20 protein-coding genes are annotated in these 20,066 nt (G+C 27.9%); 8 read left to right on the top strand and 12 right to left on the bottom strand.

The genetic code is table 11. From position 1 onward, the window contains the following. Positions 1-12: 12 nt before the first annotated feature. On the bottom strand, positions 13-735 hold the full coding sequence (kdsB, locus tag AC2TY9_RS11815; protein ID WP_489777697.1) for a 3-deoxy-manno-octulosonate cytidylyltransferase: 723 nt from the start codon (positions 733-735) through the stop codon (positions 13-15). A gap of 27 nt (positions 736-762) precedes the next feature. Continuing rightward, positions 763-2,259: a PAS domain S-box protein gene (locus AC2TY9_RS11810; protein WP_489777696.1), complete on the bottom strand. Its 1,497-nt coding sequence runs from the start codon at positions 2,257-2,259 to the stop codon at positions 763-765. Positions 2,260-2,330: 71 nt separating this feature from the next. On the opposite strand from AC2TY9_RS11810, the gene polA reads away from it, so the two are divergent. The 5 genes from polA to AC2TY9_RS11785 all read left to right on the top strand — a co-directional run bounded on the left by polA (position 2,331) and on the right by AC2TY9_RS11785 (position 7,605). Next, positions 2,331-5,033: a DNA polymerase I gene (gene polA, locus AC2TY9_RS11805; RefSeq protein ID WP_489777695.1), complete on the top strand. Its 2,703-nt coding sequence runs from the start codon at positions 2,331-2,333 to the stop codon at positions 5,031-5,033. A gap of 99 nt (positions 5,034-5,132) precedes the next feature. After that, a complete protein-coding gene (locus tag AC2TY9_RS11800) occupies positions 5,133-5,828 on the top strand; it encodes a response regulator transcription factor (protein ID WP_489777694.1) in 696 nt (231 codons plus the stop codon). A gap of 42 nt (positions 5,829-5,870) precedes the next feature. Then, positions 5,871-6,065: a hypothetical protein gene (locus AC2TY9_RS11795; RefSeq protein WP_489777693.1), complete on the top strand. Its 195-nt coding sequence runs from the start codon at positions 5,871-5,873 to the stop codon at positions 6,063-6,065. Positions 6,066-6,104: 39 nt separating this feature from the next. Next, positions 6,105-6,329 carry a hypothetical protein gene (locus AC2TY9_RS11790; RefSeq protein ID WP_489777692.1) on the top strand — a complete coding sequence of 75 codons (225 nt, stop codon included), beginning with the start codon at positions 6,105-6,107 and terminating at the stop codon, positions 6,327-6,329. Continuing rightward, a complete protein-coding gene (locus AC2TY9_RS11785) occupies positions 6,307-7,605 on the top strand; it encodes a response regulator (protein WP_489777691.1) in 1,299 nt (432 codons plus the stop codon). Before AC2TY9_RS11790 ends, AC2TY9_RS11785 begins: the two co-directional genes overlap by 23 nt. On the opposite strand, the gene lgt is transcribed toward AC2TY9_RS11785, so the two are convergent. From lgt to AC2TY9_RS11745, 8 genes are all read right to left on the bottom strand, one after another. Then, positions 7,598-8,416: a prolipoprotein diacylglyceryl transferase gene (lgt, locus tag AC2TY9_RS11780; protein ID WP_489777690.1), complete on the bottom strand. Its 819-nt coding sequence runs from the start codon at positions 8,414-8,416 to the stop codon at positions 7,598-7,600. The genes AC2TY9_RS11785 and lgt overlap by 8 nt on opposite strands. Next, complete coding sequence (locus AC2TY9_RS11775) at positions 8,417-9,718, bottom strand: (Fe-S)-binding protein (RefSeq protein ID WP_489777689.1); 1,302 nt, start codon at positions 9,716-9,718, stop codon at positions 8,417-8,419. Then, complete coding sequence (hemN, locus tag AC2TY9_RS11770; RefSeq protein ID WP_489777688.1) at positions 9,718-11,085, bottom strand: oxygen-independent coproporphyrinogen III oxidase; 1,368 nt, start codon at positions 11,083-11,085, stop codon at positions 9,718-9,720. The genes AC2TY9_RS11775 and hemN overlap by 1 nt, the downstream gene beginning before the upstream one ends. A gap of 15 nt (positions 11,086-11,100) precedes the next feature. Beyond that, positions 11,101-12,027: an ornithine carbamoyltransferase gene (argF, locus tag AC2TY9_RS11765; protein WP_489777687.1), complete on the bottom strand. Its 927-nt coding sequence runs from the start codon at positions 12,025-12,027 to the stop codon at positions 11,101-11,103. 69 nt (positions 12,028-12,096) lie between these two features. Continuing rightward, positions 12,097-12,627: a 5-(carboxyamino)imidazole ribonucleotide mutase gene (gene purE, locus AC2TY9_RS11760; RefSeq protein WP_489777686.1), complete on the bottom strand. Its 531-nt coding sequence runs from the start codon at positions 12,625-12,627 to the stop codon at positions 12,097-12,099. Further along, on the bottom strand, positions 12,620-13,777 hold the full coding sequence (locus AC2TY9_RS11755) for a 5-(carboxyamino)imidazole ribonucleotide synthase (RefSeq protein ID WP_489777684.1): 1,158 nt from the start codon (positions 13,775-13,777) through the stop codon (positions 12,620-12,622). The genes purE and AC2TY9_RS11755 overlap by 8 nt, the downstream gene beginning before the upstream one ends. Before the next feature lie 18 nt (positions 13,778-13,795). Beyond that, positions 13,796-14,077, bottom strand: a complete 282-nt coding sequence (locus tag AC2TY9_RS11750) for a P-II family nitrogen regulator (RefSeq protein WP_489777683.1) — start codon at positions 14,075-14,077, stop codon at positions 13,796-13,798. Positions 14,078-14,092: 15 nt separating this feature from the next. Next, positions 14,093-15,073: a sodium-dependent bicarbonate transport family permease gene (locus tag AC2TY9_RS11745; RefSeq protein WP_489777682.1), complete on the bottom strand. Its 981-nt coding sequence runs from the start codon at positions 15,071-15,073 to the stop codon at positions 14,093-14,095. Positions 15,074-15,274: 201 nt separating this feature from the next. Here AC2TY9_RS11745 and AC2TY9_RS11740 point away from each other — a divergent pair, with 201 nt between their 5' ends. From AC2TY9_RS11740 to AC2TY9_RS11730, 3 genes are read left to right on the top strand one after another with little or no spacing between them, the layout of a single operon-like run. Beyond that, a complete protein-coding gene (locus AC2TY9_RS11740) occupies positions 15,275-17,386 on the top strand; it encodes a ribonucleoside triphosphate reductase (RefSeq protein ID WP_489777681.1) in 2,112 nt (703 codons plus the stop codon). Beyond that, on the top strand, positions 17,367-17,525 hold the full coding sequence (gene nrdD / locus AC2TY9_RS11735; protein ID WP_489777680.1) for an anaerobic ribonucleoside-triphosphate reductase: 159 nt from the start codon (positions 17,367-17,369) through the stop codon (positions 17,523-17,525). Before AC2TY9_RS11740 ends, nrdD begins: the two co-directional genes overlap by 20 nt. Further along, on the top strand, positions 17,506-18,177 hold the full coding sequence (locus AC2TY9_RS11730; RefSeq protein WP_489777679.1) for an anaerobic ribonucleoside-triphosphate reductase activating protein: 672 nt from the start codon (positions 17,506-17,508) through the stop codon (positions 18,175-18,177). The genes nrdD and AC2TY9_RS11730 overlap by 20 nt, the downstream gene beginning before the upstream one ends. 1 nt (position 18,178) lies before the next feature. On the opposite strand, the gene AC2TY9_RS11725 is transcribed toward AC2TY9_RS11730, so the two are convergent. Continuing rightward, a complete protein-coding gene (locus AC2TY9_RS11725; protein ID WP_489777678.1) occupies positions 18,179-18,859 on the bottom strand; it encodes a response regulator transcription factor in 681 nt (226 codons plus the stop codon). Then, positions 18,852-20,063: a PAS domain-containing sensor histidine kinase gene (locus AC2TY9_RS11720; RefSeq protein ID WP_489777677.1), complete on the bottom strand. Its 1,212-nt coding sequence runs from the start codon at positions 20,061-20,063 to the stop codon at positions 18,852-18,854. The genes AC2TY9_RS11725 and AC2TY9_RS11720 overlap by 8 nt, the downstream gene beginning before the upstream one ends. Positions 20,064-20,066 lie beyond the last annotated feature (3 nt).

Genomic DNA, 20,066 nt, shown 5'->3' with positions numbered 1-20,066 from the left:
ATTTAAAAGCAACTAATTGAAAATCTTAATTGCATTTTTTAGATCTTCTTCTGTATCAATTCCAAAAGATTTAGACTCAACTTCTACCATTGCAATTTTATAACCATTATCAATAGCTCTTAATTGTTCTAACTTTTCAATTGTTTCTAATTTTGATTGATTAAGGGAACAAAATTCATTTAATGATTTTTTAGTGAAACCATAAATTCCTAAATGTCCATAATAAGAAGATGATTCATAATGATCTCTATGATATGGAATTTTAGATCTTGAAAAATAGATTGCATTTGTGTTTTCATCTAAAATCACTTTTACATGATTAGGGTCATCTGCTAGTTCTGAACTAATTTTTTTAAAGCAACTAGTTATCATTATATCTTCATTATTTTTTTTAACTTTTTTTACTCTATTTATTACTTTTTCTATAACCTCTGGTTCAATAAATGGTTCATCACCTTGAACATTTATAATAATTTCATCATCATCTAAATTTAAAATATTTACTGCTTCATTAATTCTATCTGTGCCACTTTGATGTTCACTTGAAGTTAAAACAGCATCAAAACCATATTCATTGGCTAAATCAATCACTTCTTGTGAATCTGTCGCTATTACTACTTTATCTAGTGAACTAACTTGTTTAGCAGTTCTTATAACCATTGGTAAACCTAGAATATCCACTAAGATTTTGTTTGCAAATCTACTTGAATTTAATCTTGCAGGTATTATAATCATTTACTTAATCCTTTTTAAATATAATATTTATTTTTCATATGGTAATGAAATTTTTATTGTTGTACCATCTATGTTGTTTTTTGCAGTAATTATCCCATTTAAATGTATGTTTACTATTATTTTACACATATAAAGACCTAATCCTACACCATGTTTTTGCTCTTTTGTTGAAAAATATGGTTCAAAAACTTGATGGATAATCTCCTCATCAATACCTTTTGCATTATCAGAAATCTCAAATATAAGTTTATCATCAATTTGATTTTGATTTATTTTTATTTTCTTTTTTGAAACCTTGTTTTTATTAAATGCTTCAATTGAATTTTTTATAATATTAATCAAGACATCAATTAATTCATTTTTCAAAGATTTAAAAATTAAATCTTTTTTTATCTCTTTTTCAAAAACAATATCTTTTATATCATACTCTAAAGCAAGTTTATCAGTTACTTTATTAAGAATATCATCGAAAGTCATCTCTTCTTTTTGATTTTTTAATTGAAGAAACTTTTGAAAACTTTCAATTGTTTTAGAAAGTTTAACAGCTTCATCATGGATTGTTTCCAATGTTGAAATAGTATCTTTTTTCGAAGGGGTTTCATCCATAGAGTAATTGATCTCAAGTTTTTGTGCTTGAATTGAGATAAAATTTAAAGGTTGTCTCCATTCATGGGATAACATCTGCAATGTCTCTGACATAATAGCTAGTTTTGATTTTTGTAGCAGTAATTTATCTTTTTGTTCAATCTCATCTTTTGCTTTTGAAATTTCAGATTTTAATAAAGATGAAGAATCATTTAGATTTATCTCTTTTGTAATATCAAACATCAAAAAAGTGTAACCTGTTACATCACCATATTTATTGTAAATTGGCTTAGCACGTAAATTTATCCAAAAGGTTGAACCATCTTTTTTTAGTTTTTTTAATTTTCCATTCCATTCTTGAAAGTTTTCAAGATTTGATAAAATATTTTTATAAATAATCAAATCTGAATCAGTATGAGCTAAAGATGAGAAAGACTTTCCAACTAATTCTTTTTCATCATATCCTGAAAGTCTACAAAATGCAGAACTAGCTTTTGTAATATGCCCATGTAAGTCCGTATGCATCGATATTACATAATCATTTAAAATTTCATCATCAGAGATTTGAGAGGTGATATCTTTTGTATTTATTACAAAAAGATTGTTGTTTAACATTGTAGAGATGGTGATTTTTAAATAAACTCTTTTTTTATCTTTTCTTTTACAAGCTAAATCAATTTCTGCTTTGTATTTTTTACTTTTATCAGTGTTTTTTAAAAGATTTAAAAAAGATTCTTTGAACTTCTCTTCCATCAATGAACAAAAACTTGTACTTAAAAGTTCTTCCTTTGAAAAACCAAGTATTGGCATAAAAGCATTATTTATGTATATAAATTTGGTGTTTTCATCAATAATTCCAATACCATCCCAAGAATTATTTATAATCTCTTGTAATTCTAAATTATTTCTTTTAAGCTTTTCAATATCTTGCTTAGTCAATATAAAACCTTATTTTTAGTGACAATATTATAATATAAAATCTTTAAACAAGAGTATGAAAGAGTTATTATATGAAGAAAACTATTACAGTTATTGATACATTTGGATTTTTATTTAGAAGTTATTATGCCTTACCTCCACTAAAATCAAAAAGTGGTTTTCCAACAGGTTTACTAACAGGTTTTATGAATTTTGTTTCAAATATAGGAAAAGATTTTCAAACAGATTATTTAGTATTTGCTTTGGATTCAAAGGGTGATACTTTTAGAAAAGAGATATACGATGAATATAAATCTCATAGACCAGACGTACCTGAAGACTTATTAAAACAACTTCCAATTGCAATTGATTGGATTGTTAAAATGGGATTTCAAGTAGCAATGGAAGATGGATTTGAAGCAGATGATATAATTGCTTCAATTGCAAATGATGCTAAATGCAACGATATAGAGGTTAGAATAGTTTCTCACGATAAAGACTTGTATCAATTGATTGATGATAAAAATGAGATTTATTTATTTGACCCAATTAAAAAAACAATAATTAATGAAGAAAAATGTTTTGATAAATATGGTGTAAAACCAAAACAATTTACAGACTATCAATCTTTATTGGGGGATAGTGCTGATAATGTTCCAGGTGTTAAAGGAGTTGGAGCAAAAACTGCAGAGGCCTTGATTAAACAATATGGAAGCTTAGATTCTATTTATGAAAATATTGAAAATATTGAAAAGCCAAGGTGGCAAAAACTTTTAAATGAAGGTAAAGAGATGGCACATATCTCAAGACAATTGGTTACTTTACATACTGATTGTCACTGCATCAAAGAGATTGAAAACTATACCTTACCACAAGAGAATCCAATATTAAAAATTGCTGATACCTTACTTGAATACGATATGAATAGAATAATTGATAGGGTTAATAAAGAGGGATTAAATTATAAAACTAAAATGCCACAAGAACAGATTATTATTCCAGCTAAAAAAGATGAAAATATTGAATATATTCTTTTAAATGATCAAAATGAATTAATAAAAATAGTTGAATCAATAAAAGATGATACTTTAGTAGCCTTTGATACAGAAACAACTGATTTAGACACAAAAAATGCAAAACTAGTAGGTTTTTCATTTGCCTATGAGGATGATAAAGCATATTATGTGCCAATAAATCATAATTATTTAGGAGTACCAACTCAAATTTCAATTGATAGTGTAAAAAAAGCTATTAATGAACTAAATAAGAAAAAACTAGTACTGCAAAATTTTAAGTATGATTATTCAATAGTTAAAAATCAATTAGATATTGAATTAAATTTATTTGCAGATACTATGATTTTAGCATGGCTTTTAGATTCAAGTTCAAAAATTGGTCTTGATGCCTTAGCCTTAAAATATTTTGATCATAAAATGATTGCTTTTAAAGATGTTGTTAAAAAAGGTGAAAATTTTTCTAATGTAGAGATTGAAGAAGCTTGTAAATATGCAGCTGAAGATGCATTATATACTTATAAAATTTATTATAAATTATTAGAAGAGTTTAAAAATAAAGATTGTGAGAAATTAATAAAAATCGCCCATGAATATGAATTTGATTTTATTTATGTCTTAGCTAGCATGGAAGAGTTGGGAATTAAAGTTGATGTTAATAAACTTGAAGAATTGAAAATAACTAATCAAGAGACAATACAAAGATTAACTTCAAATATCTACGAGTTAGCAAATACAGAATTTAATATAAACTCACCTAAGCAATTAGGTACAATACTTTTTGAAACATTGAAACTTCCACCATCAAAGAAAACAAAGAGTGGCTATAGTACAAATGAAGTTGTCCTTCAAAAACTAAAAGATGAGCATGATATCGTTCCTTTACTTTTAAATTATAGAGAGGCTTTTAAACTTCAATCTACTTATATTGAGCCTTTACTTGAATTGGGGAATAAAAATGATGAAAATAGAATATTTACTTCTTTTTTACAAACAGGAACAGCAACTGGAAGATTAAGCTCTAAGAACCCTAACTTACAAAATATTCCAGTAAGAACCAAGGCAGGTTCACAAATTAGAAGTGCCTTTATTCCAAGGGATGGATATAAATTACTAGGGATTGATTATTCACAAATAGAATTAAGACTATTAGCTCATTTTTCGCAAGATAATGCATTACTTGAGGCTTTTAATAACAATAAAGATATCCATAGACAAACAGCAGTAAAGATTTTTGGGGAAGAGGAAGCTGATTCAAAAAGATCAATTGCTAAATCAATAAATTTTGGTTTATTATACGGAATGGGAAGTAGAAAACTTGGAGATACATTAGGAATTCCAGCAAAAGAAGCAAAGAAATATATAGATGCATATTTTGAAAATTTTACTAGCGTAAAAGATTATTTAAAATCAATTGAAGATAAAGCTTTAGAAGATGGTTATGTGGAAACTTTGATTGGTAGAAGAAGATTATTTGATTTCGATTCAGCAAATGCAATGATGAGAGCAGCATTTTTAAGAGAATCTGTAAATACATTATTTCAAGGAAGTGCAGCAGATTTGATAAAACTTTCTATGATAAAAATTCATAATGAATATAAAAGTAATAAAAATGTAAAAATGTTACTTCAAATCCACGATGAATTAATTTTTGAAGTAAAAAATGAAGAAATAGATAAAATAACAAAAAATTTGGTTGATATTATGGAGAATATATATAAATTAAGAGTTCCATTAAAGGTATCAGAAACTCTTGGATTAAGTTGGCAAGAGTTGAAATAACAATTAAGATATAATTTTTTTTTATTTTTTAATAATTTTTTTTTGACATTTATATTTATTTCTGATAGAATTTTAAAAATTATTATGAGAGAGGGCATTATGATAAAGACCTTAAAAAACATAAGAAAACTTTACAATGCAAAATTACTATTCCTTAGTAATGATGATAATGTAAAAACGACAATTGAAAATGAATTTGATGAGTATTTTAAAGAATTAACTTTAGTTAAAAGTTATGACGAAGCGATTTCATTAATTAATGAAAATAGTTATGATATGGTTATTATTGATACTGATACAGCAGGAAAAGATTTTGAAGGAGTATGTTCTAATATTAGTGCTGCAGCACCAAATTTACCTAAAATAGTTATTTCAGGTGATGATAACAATGAAGATATTGTTACAGCAATAAATAATAGTGCATATACGTTTTTAACTAAACCTTTAAGACCAAAAGGTGTAAAACTAGCTGTAATTATGTGTTTAAATCAAACTAAAAGAGGTGACAAAATTGAATTCCAGAATGGAATCTATTTTGACGAATATAGAGATCAATTTTATAAAGCTGGTGGAGCACTTATTGATTTCACTAGACTTGAAAAAGGTTTCCTAAAACTACTAATTGCTAAAAAAGGTGAAATTGTTGATTATGATACAATTAAGAATGTAGTTTGGAAAGGGAAAAACATGTCAATTTATACTATGAGAAATATTGTAAATAAAATTAGACAAAAAACCTATTATGAGATTGTTAGAAATCACTCTAATAAAGGTTATGTAATTGATGAAGTTTAATTTTCACTTCATCTTTTTTTACTATAATATGTAAAGATTAGCATGGAAGAGATAATAGTATCTAAAGAAGAATTGATTGATATGTTTGAAAATCAAGAGATTACTGATACAGGAAGAGGCTGGATGAAGGGTGATGAAGAGATTGAAATAATTGCTCTTCATGATGTTGATCCAAAGTTTCTCCAAGACATTACTAATGCTAAATTTTACAAATTAATACCAAAAAAGGGGAAATAACTAATGTCACATTGCCCATACTGTGGAAAGAAGATCGCTATGAGTAAAGCCTTCTGTTCTAGAGGTTGTAAAGAAAACTATTTTCAACTAATTGCAATTCAAGTTCCAAAACCATTTCTAAAAAGAATTTTTGTTTTTAGTACACAAGAAGAAAGAGAAGCGGAAATTGAGAATTTTGCAAATAGACATGGTTGGAGAATTGATTTACTGCAAAAGAAAATTGATGAATTAGCAGTAGAATATGGCTACGTCGAATCAAACTAATACTAATTTTTCTGCTGAAGATTCTATACTTAAACGATCTACACTTTTATATTTAGAAGATGATGAAACCATAGGCCAAGAAACTTTTTCGATTTTTGAAAAGATATTTGGCAAAGTTTATTTTGGAAAAGATGGACAAGAGGGACTCAATCTTTATAATAATCATAAAAATGAAATTGATATAATTTTAACAGATATAAACATGCCAAATGTTAATGGTTTGGAGTTTATGAGTGAAGTTAGAAAAACAGATTATGAAATACCAATTTTAATAATTACTGCTTTTAATGATGTGAATATATTAACAAAAGCAATAAAACTAAATGTAGCTGATTATATTGTAAAACCAATGCAGTTAAACTCAACTTTAAAAATTTTAAATAAGATTTTAACAAATAGATTTAATCAAAAACTTGTTTTAAAACAACAAAATGAATTACAGATTTATAAAGAAATTCTTGATAGAGAAAATTTAGTTAGTGAAACAGATTTAAAAGGTTATATTACATATGCAAATGATATTTTTTGTAAAGTTTCTGGTTATACTAAAGAGGAATTAATAGGTGCAAATCACAATATAGTTAGACATCCTGATGTTTCACCAAAAGTATATGAACAAATGTGGGAAACTATTCAAAATGGTGATATATGGAAAGGTAAAATCAAAAACCTAGCAAAAGACGGTTCACCTTATTATGTTAAAGCAACAGTATTTCCTGTTTTAGACGAAGATGGAAATATTGAAAAGTATATGGCAAGTAGATTTGTTGTTACTGAAGATGAGGAAGAAAAACATAAACTTAAAAAGTTTATAATGAAGCAAAAATCTAATCAGATTAAACATGAAAAACAATTAAAAGAAGAGTTTGATGATGCAGTACATTTTGCAAAAATGCAAAATGATGAAAAAATGGCTAAATTTGTTCATGAGTTAAATGAACAGATAAAGAATTTAAGAGTAAAGAATTCAGACAGTAAAGGTAGAATTATATCTTTAGAAAAAAAATTAAAAGATTCTCTTGACAAAAATGATGACTTACAAAAAGGTTATCAAGGAAGAATTGAAAAACTTCATAAAACATCTGTATTTGCAGTTGAAAATTATCAAAAAATCAAAAAAAGAAGTGACATAATTAATGATAAATACGAAAAAGCTCAAGAGGGAATAAAAACTTTTCAAGGCTATATTGATGAATATAGAGAAAAAATAAAAAATCTAGAAGATGTAATAAATGCCTATGAAGATAAATTTGGAAAACTAGGTCGTCTTAAATAGTTTTCTTCTTTTTGTTTATTATAAAAAGAACTATAACACTTAAAATAGCAAAAATCCCAGATATTAACATCCCCATTGTTAGCCAACCATCATATAAAAATCCAAGTTGAATATCAGGTTGTCTAAAAAATTCAGCAACTATTCTTGCTATTGAATATAAAATCCCATACATAATGGCTAGTTGTCCATCAAATTTTTTTCTTTTTCTATAAATATAAAGTATAATAAATACTACAATACCTTCAAGAAAACCTTCATACAGCTGAGAAGGGTGTCTTAAAACGCCATCAACATAAATTCCCCATGGAACATCAGTTACTCTACCTACAATCTCTTTATTGACAAAGTTTCCAATTCTTCCAAGAACATATCCTGCACTAATACCTATAACAGCAATATCAGCTAAAAACCAAAAAGAAACTTTATGTTTTCTACAAAATAATAATGAAGCTATTAAAAACCCAATAAAAGCCCCATGGTAACTCATCCCTGAGATTCCAACAAATTCACCATTTAAAAAAGGATTAAATATTTGCCAAGGGTGGCTTAAGTAGTACATAGCTTGGGGATCATAGAATATTATGTAACCAAGTCTAGCACCTAGAATAACACCAATTTCTGCCCACCAAATATATGAGTCAAAAAGTTCATTTGAGATTGGAAGTTTATCTTTTTTTATTAGCCATTTTCCAACAAATATGGCAGAAAGTAGGGCAAGGGCATACATAATCCCATACCAGTGTACTGCAATTGACCCTAGTTTAAAAGCTACTGGGTCAAAGTTAGAGTAAATATTCTGCCAATATTCCATTTAGTCTTCTAGTGCGTCTGCAATAAGTTCAATTGGATTTTTAAATGTAACATCTACATTAGATACATGAAGTGAGTTAGATACTTGAATTCTACAGGCACTACATTCAGCACTTACAATCTCTGCTTTTGTTTCTTTAATCATTGCAGCTTTTGGTAAACCTGCTGCTCGTGCCAAGTCATATTTTTCAGATTGCATAGTAACTCCACCAAAACCACAACATCTGTTAGGATCACTCATTTCAGTCATTACATAATTTTGGCTTAATAAATCTCTTGGTTCTTGCCAAACACCTTGTACTTTTCTAGCATGACATGCATCATGGTAAGTTACAGTTGTATCAAATTTTTTACTTGATTGAGCAAGTAATTGTTTTAAATTTGTATTATCTTCAAGCCATTTTGTTGCCATAAAAACTTTTTTAGAGATTTTAGCAGCTCTTTCTTTCCATTGGGGTTGATCATGTAAAAAGTGTTCCCAATCTTGATTAATCATGGCACTACAGGTAGCTTCAGGAATAACAATAGCATCAACTTCATCTAACCATTGCTCAAAATATTCAATATTATGTTTTATTAAATAATCTACAGTATCAAAATCACCAGTAAAATAAGCTGGCGCTCCACAACACAATTGTTTTTTAGGTATAAAAATATCGACCCCAACTTTTTTAAGAATTTTAACTAAACCATCACCTGTTTGTGTATAGGCATAGTTACTCATACAACCAATAAAAATAGCAACTCTTTGTTTCTTTTCTTCTTTGTTTGTATCTTTTGTAACCTTAATATTTTCAGGGTATTTATTTAAAAAGCTTTTTCTATCTGCGTAAGTTAAAGCTCTCTCTTTTTTTATTAATGGAACTGAAAATCTTAAAAATGAAGTTTTCTTTTCAGTGTCTTTTTTTATGGCACATGATTGAAACACCCAACCTAAAGTTGCAAGTAAATCCATAGTTTTTCTATGTCTTAATAACCAAAAGAACGCTCTTTTATACCAAGCTATTCCATATTTTTTACCAATATCATATCTTACTTGCTCAATTATCATATCAGTAGGTAAATCATTTGGACATACATCAACACAGTTAGTACATAAGAAACACGATTCAAAGATATCTTTAGCATTTCTATCAAGTTCTAATTCATCTCTTTTATATGCACCTAATAAATCAATAAAACCCCTCGGACTTGTTGTTTCATCTTGATTAATATTAAAAATTGTACATACAGGCTTACATTTTCCACATTTTATACAGTCATCACTTACTTGTGTATAATCAAATTTTTGTAAATCACTCATTATATTGTTTTACTAAACCTTCTTTTATTTTCAGGAACTCTTTTTAAGTATGCATCAAAAGGCATACAAATATTTCTAATTAACATTGTTCCTGTAGGAGAAACTGTTATTTTTTCATCATTGATTGATACTAATTCAGCTTCTACAAACTCATCAAGTAATGGTAAATCATTTTTAAAATATTCATTAAAATCTATATTAAATTTTTCTTCAACTCTTTTTATATTTAAAGAGAAATTACTCATTAACTCCATGATAACAAATTGTCTTAATATATCATCTTCACTTAATCTATAACCTTTAAAAATAGGAAGCTCATCATTATCAATGGCTGTTTCATATTGTTTTAAATCTTTATAGTTTTGTGCATAGTAGTCAACTCCATTTCCTATGGAGGTAACACCAATACCTATTAAATCAGCTCCACCTTTAGTTGTATAACCCTGGAAGTTTCTATGAAGCTGACCTTTTTCAATTGCTTTAAATAGTTCATCTTCAGGTTTTGCAAAATGGTCCATCCCAACCATTTTATATCCATTAGTTGTAAAAAAATCAATAGTATCTTTTAGTATTTCAAGTTTTTCTGATGGTGGAGCAAAAGTCGTTTCATCAAATTTTCTCATAGTTTTCATAAGCCATGGAACATGGGCATAATTAAATACAGCTAATCTATCTGGATTAAGTTTTATAATCTCTTTTACAGTTTCATTAAATGTTTTTCTATTTTGATGTGGAAGACCATAAATTAAATCAATATTTATTGACTTAATACCTGCTTCTCTAGCTATATTCATAACATTTTGAGTTGTTTCATATGGTTGGATTCTATGAATTGTTTTTTGTACTTGTTCATTTAAGTCTTGAACACCAAATGAAAGTCTATTAAATCCACCTTCTTTTAGTACGTCCATATGCTCTTTTGTAAAATATCTTGGGTCAACTTCACATGAGATTTCAGCATCATCACTAAAATTTGGAAAAGTTTCTTTAAGCATATTAATTACATCATTTAATTGCTCTGGAGAAAAATATGTTGGAGTACCACCACCAAAATGCATTTGAGTAACTTTTCTATTTGTATTTAAATGGTTTTTTAAAATATTCAGCTCTTTTTGTAAGTACTCTAAATATCTAACTTTTTTATCCTCTTTTGAGGTAAATATTACATTACACCCACAAAAATAACAGGCGCTTCTACAAAACGGTAGATGTATATATAAAGATAAATCTCTATCATCACTTTGTTTGCTGTAATATTCTATTAAATCTTTTTTTGAAAACTCTTCAGTGAATTCTGGTGCAGTTGGATAAGACGTATATCTTGGACCAGGTTTTGAATATTTTTCAAATTTTTTAAAATCTATCATATCTACTTCTTATATTTATTTGTTTATTTGTCTACTTAACCAAACCATAACACCTTTTTGTGCATGTAATCTATTTTCAGCCTCTTCAAAAACTAAGCTTTCGACACCTTCTATAACATCTTCAGATACTTCATATCCTCTATATGCAGGAAGACAATGTAAAAATATTGCATTTGATGCACCTAATTTCATCATCTCTTTATCTACAATATATCCTTCAAAATCTTTTATTCTTTTTTCTTTTTCATCTTCTTGACCCATTGATACCCAAGTGTCAGTTGTGATAACAGTAGCATCTTTACAAGCTTCTTTAGGATCATTACTAATAATGATTTTTGCACCAGATTCTTTTGCAAAGTTTAATGCATCATCTAAAATATTTTGATTTACTTCATAACCTTTTGGTGTAGCAATTCTTAATTCAAAACCTAATTTTGAAGCTAACATTAGCCAAGAATGAGCAAGATTATTTCCATCACCAACATAAGAGACAACTAAATCTTTGTCTAAACCGGCTTCTTGAATAGTTAAATAATCAGCCATTAATTGTACAGGGTGATATTCATCTGTAAGTCCATTGATTACAGGCACTTTAGAGAATTTTGCAAACTCTTCAATTTTTGATTGTGCAAAGGTTCTAATCATTACCATATCAACCATGCTTGATACAACTCTTGAAGTATCACTCATAGGTTCACCTCGACCTAGTTGAATATCATTTGAAGATAAAAATAGACCAACTCCACCTAATTGATAAATACCAACTTCAAAACTTACTCTAGTTCTAGTACTACTTTTTTCAAAAATCATCCCAAGAGTATTTCTTGGCATGTAGTCTTTAAAATCTTTATTTTTAGTTTCTTTTTTAATCTTTGCAGCTAGCTCTAAAATCTCTAATATTTCTTCTTTAGTATAATCTCTAAGTGTTAAAAAATGTCTCATTTAAGTATCCTTCTTTTGTAAAAACGACCATTATATATTAAATCTGTTTACTTATAACTTAACGGTTATTTACTTTTTTTTAGGCATTTGTGCTAAATACTCTTTGTATTTTAAAGAATCAAGTTTTTCAACTTTATTCATAACTTCTTTGTTCATTTCCTCTTTGTATTTAGAGATTTTTTCTCTAACATTTGAATCATTAGAACCTATAATTTGAGATGCTAGAATCCCAGCATTTTTTGCTCCATTAATTGCTACAGTTGCAACAGGAACTCCTCCTGGCATTTGAACAATTGATAATAATGAATCCATACCTTCTAGGTTTGAACCTCTTACAGGAACTCCTATAACAGGAAGTGGTGTTAAAGCTGCAACCATACCTGGTAGGTGAGCTGCACCTCCTGCTCCTGCGATAATAACTTTTAATCCTCTTTCTACAGCACTTGTAGAATACTCAACTAATCTATCAGGAGTTCTGTGAGCTGATACAATACTTACTTCATATTCAATATCAAACTCTTCACACATTTGTACTGCTGCACTCATGACTGGCAAGTCTGAGTCACTTCCCATAATAATTCCAACTAATGGTTTAGACATATTTCTTACTTCCTTTAATTTTTAAAATCTCTTTAGCTTTCATAGCTTTTTCTAATGCTTTGTTTATATCGTCATCTAAAACTGTAACGTGCCCCATTTTTCTAAATGGTTTTGTATAAGATTTTCCATAAAAGTGAAATGATAATTCTGGAATTTCTAAAGCATCATGAATTCCATGGATAAAAGGTTCACCTTCATAGTGTTCTTCCCCTAAAAGATTTATCATAACTGCTGGAGAAATTAGTTTTGTAGAACCTAAAGGTAAATTTGTAACTGCTCTAATAATTTGCTCAAACTGTGAAGTTGCACAAGCTTCAACAGTATAGTGTCCAGAGTTATGAGGTCTAGGTGCTATTTCATTAACTAAAATCTTTCCATCTTTTGTTAAAAATAGTTCAACCCCAAAAATCCCAATTCCATTTAATGCTTCAATAGATTTTCTTGATATCTCAATAGCTTTTTGTTCAATTTCAAATGGGATTCTAGCAGGAGCTAATACACTATCACAAATATTAACCCTTTCATCAAATAGCATTTCAACAACAGGATAACATTTAATCTCACCTTCAAAATTTCTAGCAACAATAATTGCTAGCTCTTTATCAATGTTAACTAACTCCTCAATAAACGATTCATCTTTGATTGCTACAGTGTTAACCTCTTCTTGAGATTTAAGCAATTGAACACCTTTTCCATCATATCCACCAAGTTTAGCTTTTTGAATAACAGGAAAACCAAACGAGGCTAAATCTTGATCATCTCTAACATCTTTATACATAGGAACAGGAATACCTTTTTCATCAAGAAGTTTCTTCTGTTCATATTTATTTTGTATTAATTCCATAACATACGGTGATGGATGAATTTTATGTCCATGATTATATAATTCTTTTAAAATACTCATATCAACGTGTTCTAGCTCAAAGGTTGTAACATCATTTTCTTGAACTAATTGTTCAAGTTTTTCTTTATCATAAAATCCACCAATAATATGTTTGTCTGAAACTTGAGCAGCAGGGCAGTTAAATGTTGGGTCTAAAATAGTTACATGAAAGCCCATTTTTTTAGCTTTTTGAGACATGATTTTACCCAACTGTCCACCACCAATAATACCAACTTTTAAATTTGAATAATTAAAATCTTTGTTCATATATCTCTTCTTTATTTTTTAAATTAGTAACATCACGTCACTTACAATGCATTTACCACCATATCTTTTTATAAATTTACTAATAGAATCTTCAATATTTAAATACTTTGATTCTTCACATACTGTAAAAACATAATTATTACTAAATACATCAGTTATATCATCAGCAGTTTTAAGTCCATGACCACCTGCACCTTGAATATCTTTGATTATTGTATAACCATTAATATCATTACTTTTAAATAAATCAATCAATCTATTTACATAAACTGATTCAATTATTATTTCAACCTTTTTCATCTCCCTCATAAATCCTTACCCCCAAATTAAGTTTATAAAATAGTAATACAACGGAATACCAAGTGATATATTAAATGGAAAAGTTATAGCTAAACTTAATGGTAAATATATACCTGGATTTGCTTGAGGTACTGATAGTCTCATAGCAGCTGGAACTGCAATATAAGAAGCACTACCACTTAATAATGCTAGTAAAAAAGCATCACCTTTTGATAAAGAGAAATAATATCCAAGTGCTATAGAAACACTTGCATTTATAATTGGCATTAATAAAGCAAATATGATTAAGAACATACCAACTTTTTTAAGTTCATAAATCTTTCTTGCTGCAACTAATCCCATATCTAGTAGGAAGAATGCCAGAAACCCTTTAAATAAAGTTCCAAATAAAGGCTCCATTGAATGCCAACCTTTTTCTCCTGTAGAAATACCGATAATTAAAGCACCAATAAGTAAAAAAACTGATGGGTTCAAAAAAGATTCTTTTAAAATCTCTTTCCAATTTGTTTTTTCATCTTTATCTTCATCAGAACCTTTTGCAAATAAGGCTGCAAATACAAGTCCAATAACAATAGCAGGTGACTCCATTAATGTCATAGCAGCAACCATATGCCCACCATAATCTACACCAATAGTTTGTAAATATGTAATACCTGTAATAAAAGTAACAGCACTAATTGAACCATAAGTTGCGGCAATAGCAACAGAATTATAAGTATCAAGTTTTGTTCTTAATATGAAATAACTATAAACTGGCACAATTGATGCCATAAGCACTGCAAGCATCAAAGACTTAAAAACATATACGTTTAAACCACTTTTTGATAATTCGTAACCACCATGCAAACCTATTGCAATTAGTAGATAAAGAGAAAATAGTTTTGGAAGGGGTTGAGGAATTGTTAATTCCGATTTTAAAAATACTGCAAGCATCCCTAAAAAAAAGAATAAAATTGGTGGATTTAGTATATTTTGTAATATTAAATCAATATTCATAAATTAAATTCCTAATAAATTTGTCTTTTGTAAAATTGATATTATATCTCATTAAAGCTTTTTCCTGATTTAATATAATTATAAAAATTTAAAAAAATTATTTTTATCCCTAGAGTTTCGAATCTGTGACATTTTTGTGACTTTTTATATTATTATTTTTTAAGTAGAAAGGGTCTAAAATTTTGATTGTAAAGGATAGGAATGATAGAAAATATTTTAAAAAGAGATGGAAATTATGAGCCATTTGAAGAGTATAAAATAAAAGATGCCGTTAAAAAAGCATTTAAAAGTGTTCATACAACATATGATTCTATAATTTATTTAAACGTAATAGAACAATTAAGCAAAAAAAGAGTGATTGCAGTTGAAGATATTCAAGATTTAATTGAATCAGAACTTTTTAAGGCTAGATATTTTGAAGTATTAAAATCATTTATGCTTTATAGACATATGCACAAATTACAAAGAGAACAAGTTTTAGGATTAAATGAAGATACTACATATATCAATTCAACACAAACAATTGAAGAATATATTAATGGAACAGATTGGAGAATTAAAGCAAATTCAAATACAGGATATTCTCATGCAGGGCTTATAAACAATAGTGCAGGGAAGGTTATTGCAAACTATTGGTTAGATAAAATCTACTCAAAAGAGGAAGGATATGCCCATAGAAATGCAGATTATCATATCCATGATTTAGATTGTTTAAGTGGGTATTGTGCTGGTTGGAGTTTAAGAGTTTTATTAGATGAAGGTTTTAATGGAGTTAGAGGTAGGGTTGAGTCAAGAGCACCAAACCATTTTAGAGAAGCCTTAGGTCAAATGGCAAATTTTTTAGGAATTTTACAAAGTGAATGGGCTGGAGCTCAAGCCTTTTCATCATTTGACACTTATTTAGCACCTTATATATTTAAAGATAAATTATCATATAGTGATGTAAAAAAGAATATTAGAAGTTTTGTATATAATTTAAATGTTCCTGCACGTTGGGGACAAAGTCCATTTACTAATATTACAATTGACTGGACAGTTCCAAGAGATTTAAAAGATCAAATTCCAACTAGAAACCAAGTACACCTATTTAAAGATTTAGATGATGAAGAGTTACTACAAAAAGCTAAAGATAAAGGACATGAGTCTTTAACTGAATTAACATACAAAGATTTCCAAAAACAAATGGATATGATAAATAAAGCATATTATGAAGTTATGACTGAAGGAGATAAAACAGGACAACCTTTTACTTTTCCAATTCCTACTGTGAATATTACAGAAGATTTCGATTGGTATGGAGAAAATACTGATTTATTATTTGAAAATAGTGCAAAAATAGGAAGTTCATATTTTCAAAACTTTATTGGAAGTCAATACACTAAAGATGAAAATGGAAAATTAATACCAAATGATAATGCCTATAAGCCAGGACATGTTAGATCTATGTGTTGTAGATTACAACTTGATTTAAGAGAACTTTTAAAAAGAGGTGGTGGCTTATTTGGTAGTGCTGAGATGACAGGAAGTATTGGCGTTGTAACAATTAATATGGCAAGACTTGGATATCTGTTTAAAGGTGACAAAGATTCATTATTTGCTAGACTTGAAGAGTTAATGGATTTAGCTAAATCAACTTTAGAGAAAAAAAGAGTTTTTGTAAATGACTTATATGAAAGAGGTTTATTCCCTTATACAAAAAGATATTTGCCTGGATTTAATAATCATTTTTCTACTATTGGAGTAAATGGTGTTAATGAAATGATTATTAATTTTACAGAAAAAGAGTTTGATATTTCAAAAGATAAAGGTATTGAATTTGCCAATGAAATTTTAGATTTTATGAGAAATAAAATGGCAGATTATCAAGAACAAACTGGAAATCTATATAACCTTGAAGCAACACCAGCTGAAGGTACTACATACAGATTTGCAAAAGAGGATAAAAAAAGATACCAAGATATATTACAAGCTGGATTTGGTGAAAACATTTTCTATACAAACTCATCACAACTTCCTGTTGATTATACAGAGGATGTTTTTCAAGCTTTAGATCTACAAGATGATTTACAAGGAAAATATACAGGTGGAACAGTTCTTCATCTTTATATGAGAGAGAGAATTAGTTCAACTGAAGCTTGTAGAAAATTAATAAAGAATGTAATTTCAAACTACACTTTACCATATATTACTATTACTCCAGTTTTCTCTATTTGTCCTAAGCATGGATATATTAATGGTGAATATGAGTATTGTCCGATTTGTGACCAAGAAATTTTAGATAAGGAGTTAAATAATGAAAAGCTTAGAGCCTGAGAAGTTAAAAGAAAAAAGAACAAGATGTATAGTTTACACTAGAGTTATGGGGTATCATAGACCAGTAGAGAGTTTTAATATTGGCAAAAAAGGTGAACATTCTCAAAGAGTAAAGTTTATTGAAAAAGATAGTTTATAATATAACACCGTTCACAACGGTTGATTATAAAGACCATTTATCTTGTATTGTATGGTTTAATTCATGCAATATGAGATGCAAATATTGTTATAATCCTGATATTGTTAATTCTAAATCAGGATTATACACAATTGAAGACCTATTTGTTTTTCTAAATAAAAGAATGGGTTTATTAGATGGTGTGGTATTAAGTGGTGGAGAAGCAACACTACATGATTTGAATGATGTATGTCAAAGAATTAAAAAACTTGCTTATAAAATAAAACTTGATACTAATGGTTCAAATCCTAATATGCTTAAAACACTTTTAGAACAAGAGCTATTAGATTTTGTAGCAATTGATTTTAAATCAACAAAAGATAAATTTTATAATATCACAAAGTCCAATTATTACAATAATTTTTTAGAATCATTGCAATTACTTGAAAAATCAGGTATTGAATATGAAGTAAGAACAACTTTACATGAAGATTTGTTAGATGAAGAGGATATAAATGAGATGCAAACAGTTTTGATTGAAAATGGATATCATCAAAACTATTACATTCAAAATTTTTTAGAGACTGAAAATTTAAGTAATTTAAAATCATCTAAAAAATTATTTGATAAAAGTAAACTTCTTACTGATTTAAACATCGTTTGGAGAAATTAGTTTATTTATTTATAATATAACCTTGTCCTGAGATATTTTTTATTAACTCTTTATTTGTTTTAGCTCTTAGTCTTTTTACAAATGTTCTTAATCTTTCATCTGTAACACCATCTTCATCCCAAAGTGTAGTTTTAATACTGTCTGAAGAAGTGATATTATTTCTATCACCAAGAAGTAAAGATATAAATTTCTTTTCCCTTTTTGTGATATTTACTAGTTTTTCATTCTCAAAAAGATTATTTGTATTCGTATCAAAAGAAAAATCTTCATTTATACATACTATTCTATTTTTATTTAACTTATTTGCTATATAAATCAAATACTCTAAAACCTCTTCAGGGTCAAATGGTTTTATAAAATATTTTGTAATACCAATATCAATGGCTTTTAATAATTTCTCTTTATCAGAAAAGGCACTAAGAACAATAATAGGAATCTCTTCATTTATAGTTCTAATCTCTTTTGTCATTTCTAAACCATCAAGGTTTGGCATCATTATATCAGTTATTACAATATCAGGATTGATATTTTTAAACTTTTCAAGACCTTCAAGACCATCGTTTGCAACAGAAAAAGAATAAAAGTAATCTGCTAAGGCATCCTTTAAAAGTTTTGAGATGTTTACCTCATCTTCCACAAATAATATTTTTAATTCTTTTAGTACTGATTCATCACTACTCATTATTATCTCCTAAAGGTATTTTAATTGTAAATGTCAAGCCATTATCTATATTTTCAACTCTTATTGTACCATCTAAACTCTTTTCAATAATCATTTTTGACATGAATAAACCAAGTCCCGTTCCATTACTTTGATGTTTGGTTGTAAAATAAGGTTCAAATATTTTATCAAGTGAATTATCTTTGGCTCCACCAGCATTATCTTTAAATTGTAAGACTGCACAGTTTTCCTCTTTTTTTATTAAGATGTTTACTTTTTTATCTTTTATTTCATTTACTTTAAAAGCTTCAATTGAGTTTTGTATTAAGTTAATTATCACCTGTGATAGTTCATTTAATACCCCAAAAACTTCTATATCCTCAAAATCTGTTTGAATGTTTAAATTCTCTTTTTGAACAAGTTTTTTTGTGATAAGCAATGAGTCATTTATTGCATTTGTTAAGAAGAACTTCTCTTTTGTTTTATTTGGATTAAAAAAGTTAGAAAAATCATCAATTGTTTGTGACATATTTTCAATAATTCCAAGTGAATCTTTATAATACAAATCAAGTTTTTCTAAATCACCTTTTTTTGCAGTTCTTTTAATATTAAACATAGTAAGACTAAGTTCTGTCAATGGTTGCCTCCATTGATGGGCTATATTTGCAAGCATTTGCCCTAGACTTGCCATTCTTGATTGCCAAAAAAGCATTTTTTGTTTCTCTTTGTTTTTGGCAATCTCTTCATTTACTCTATGTTCTAATGTTTGATTTAATTCAATCAATTGTGCTGTTTGCTCTTTAACCCTTTGCTCTAGAGTCTTATTTAAAGTTAATAATTCTTTATCTTTTTTCTCTAAAGCTTTTTTTAATTCTACTTCTTTTGTAACATCATATCTAATAGCAATAAACTCTTTTATCTCATCTTTTTCATCAAGAATAGGTGTGATTGTTGTATTTAGATAAACAGTTGAACCATCTTTACATTTATTTTTAACTGTTGTTTTATATGAATTTTTATCTAAAATAGTAGTCCATAGTTTTTTAAAATCTTCTTCTGGAACTTCTGGATGTCTAACAATATTATGATTAGCTCCAAGAAGTTCTTCTTTTGAAAAGCCAGAGATTCTACAAAACTCGTCATTTACAAAGGTTATTACACCATTAATATCTGTTTTTGAAACTACATTTGAGTTTTCAATGGCTTCTTGATATGTTTGACCCATTAT

The organism is Arcobacter sp. ISO1, assembly GCF_058105185.1.
This window is presented reverse-complemented; position numbering and strand designations above follow the sequence as displayed.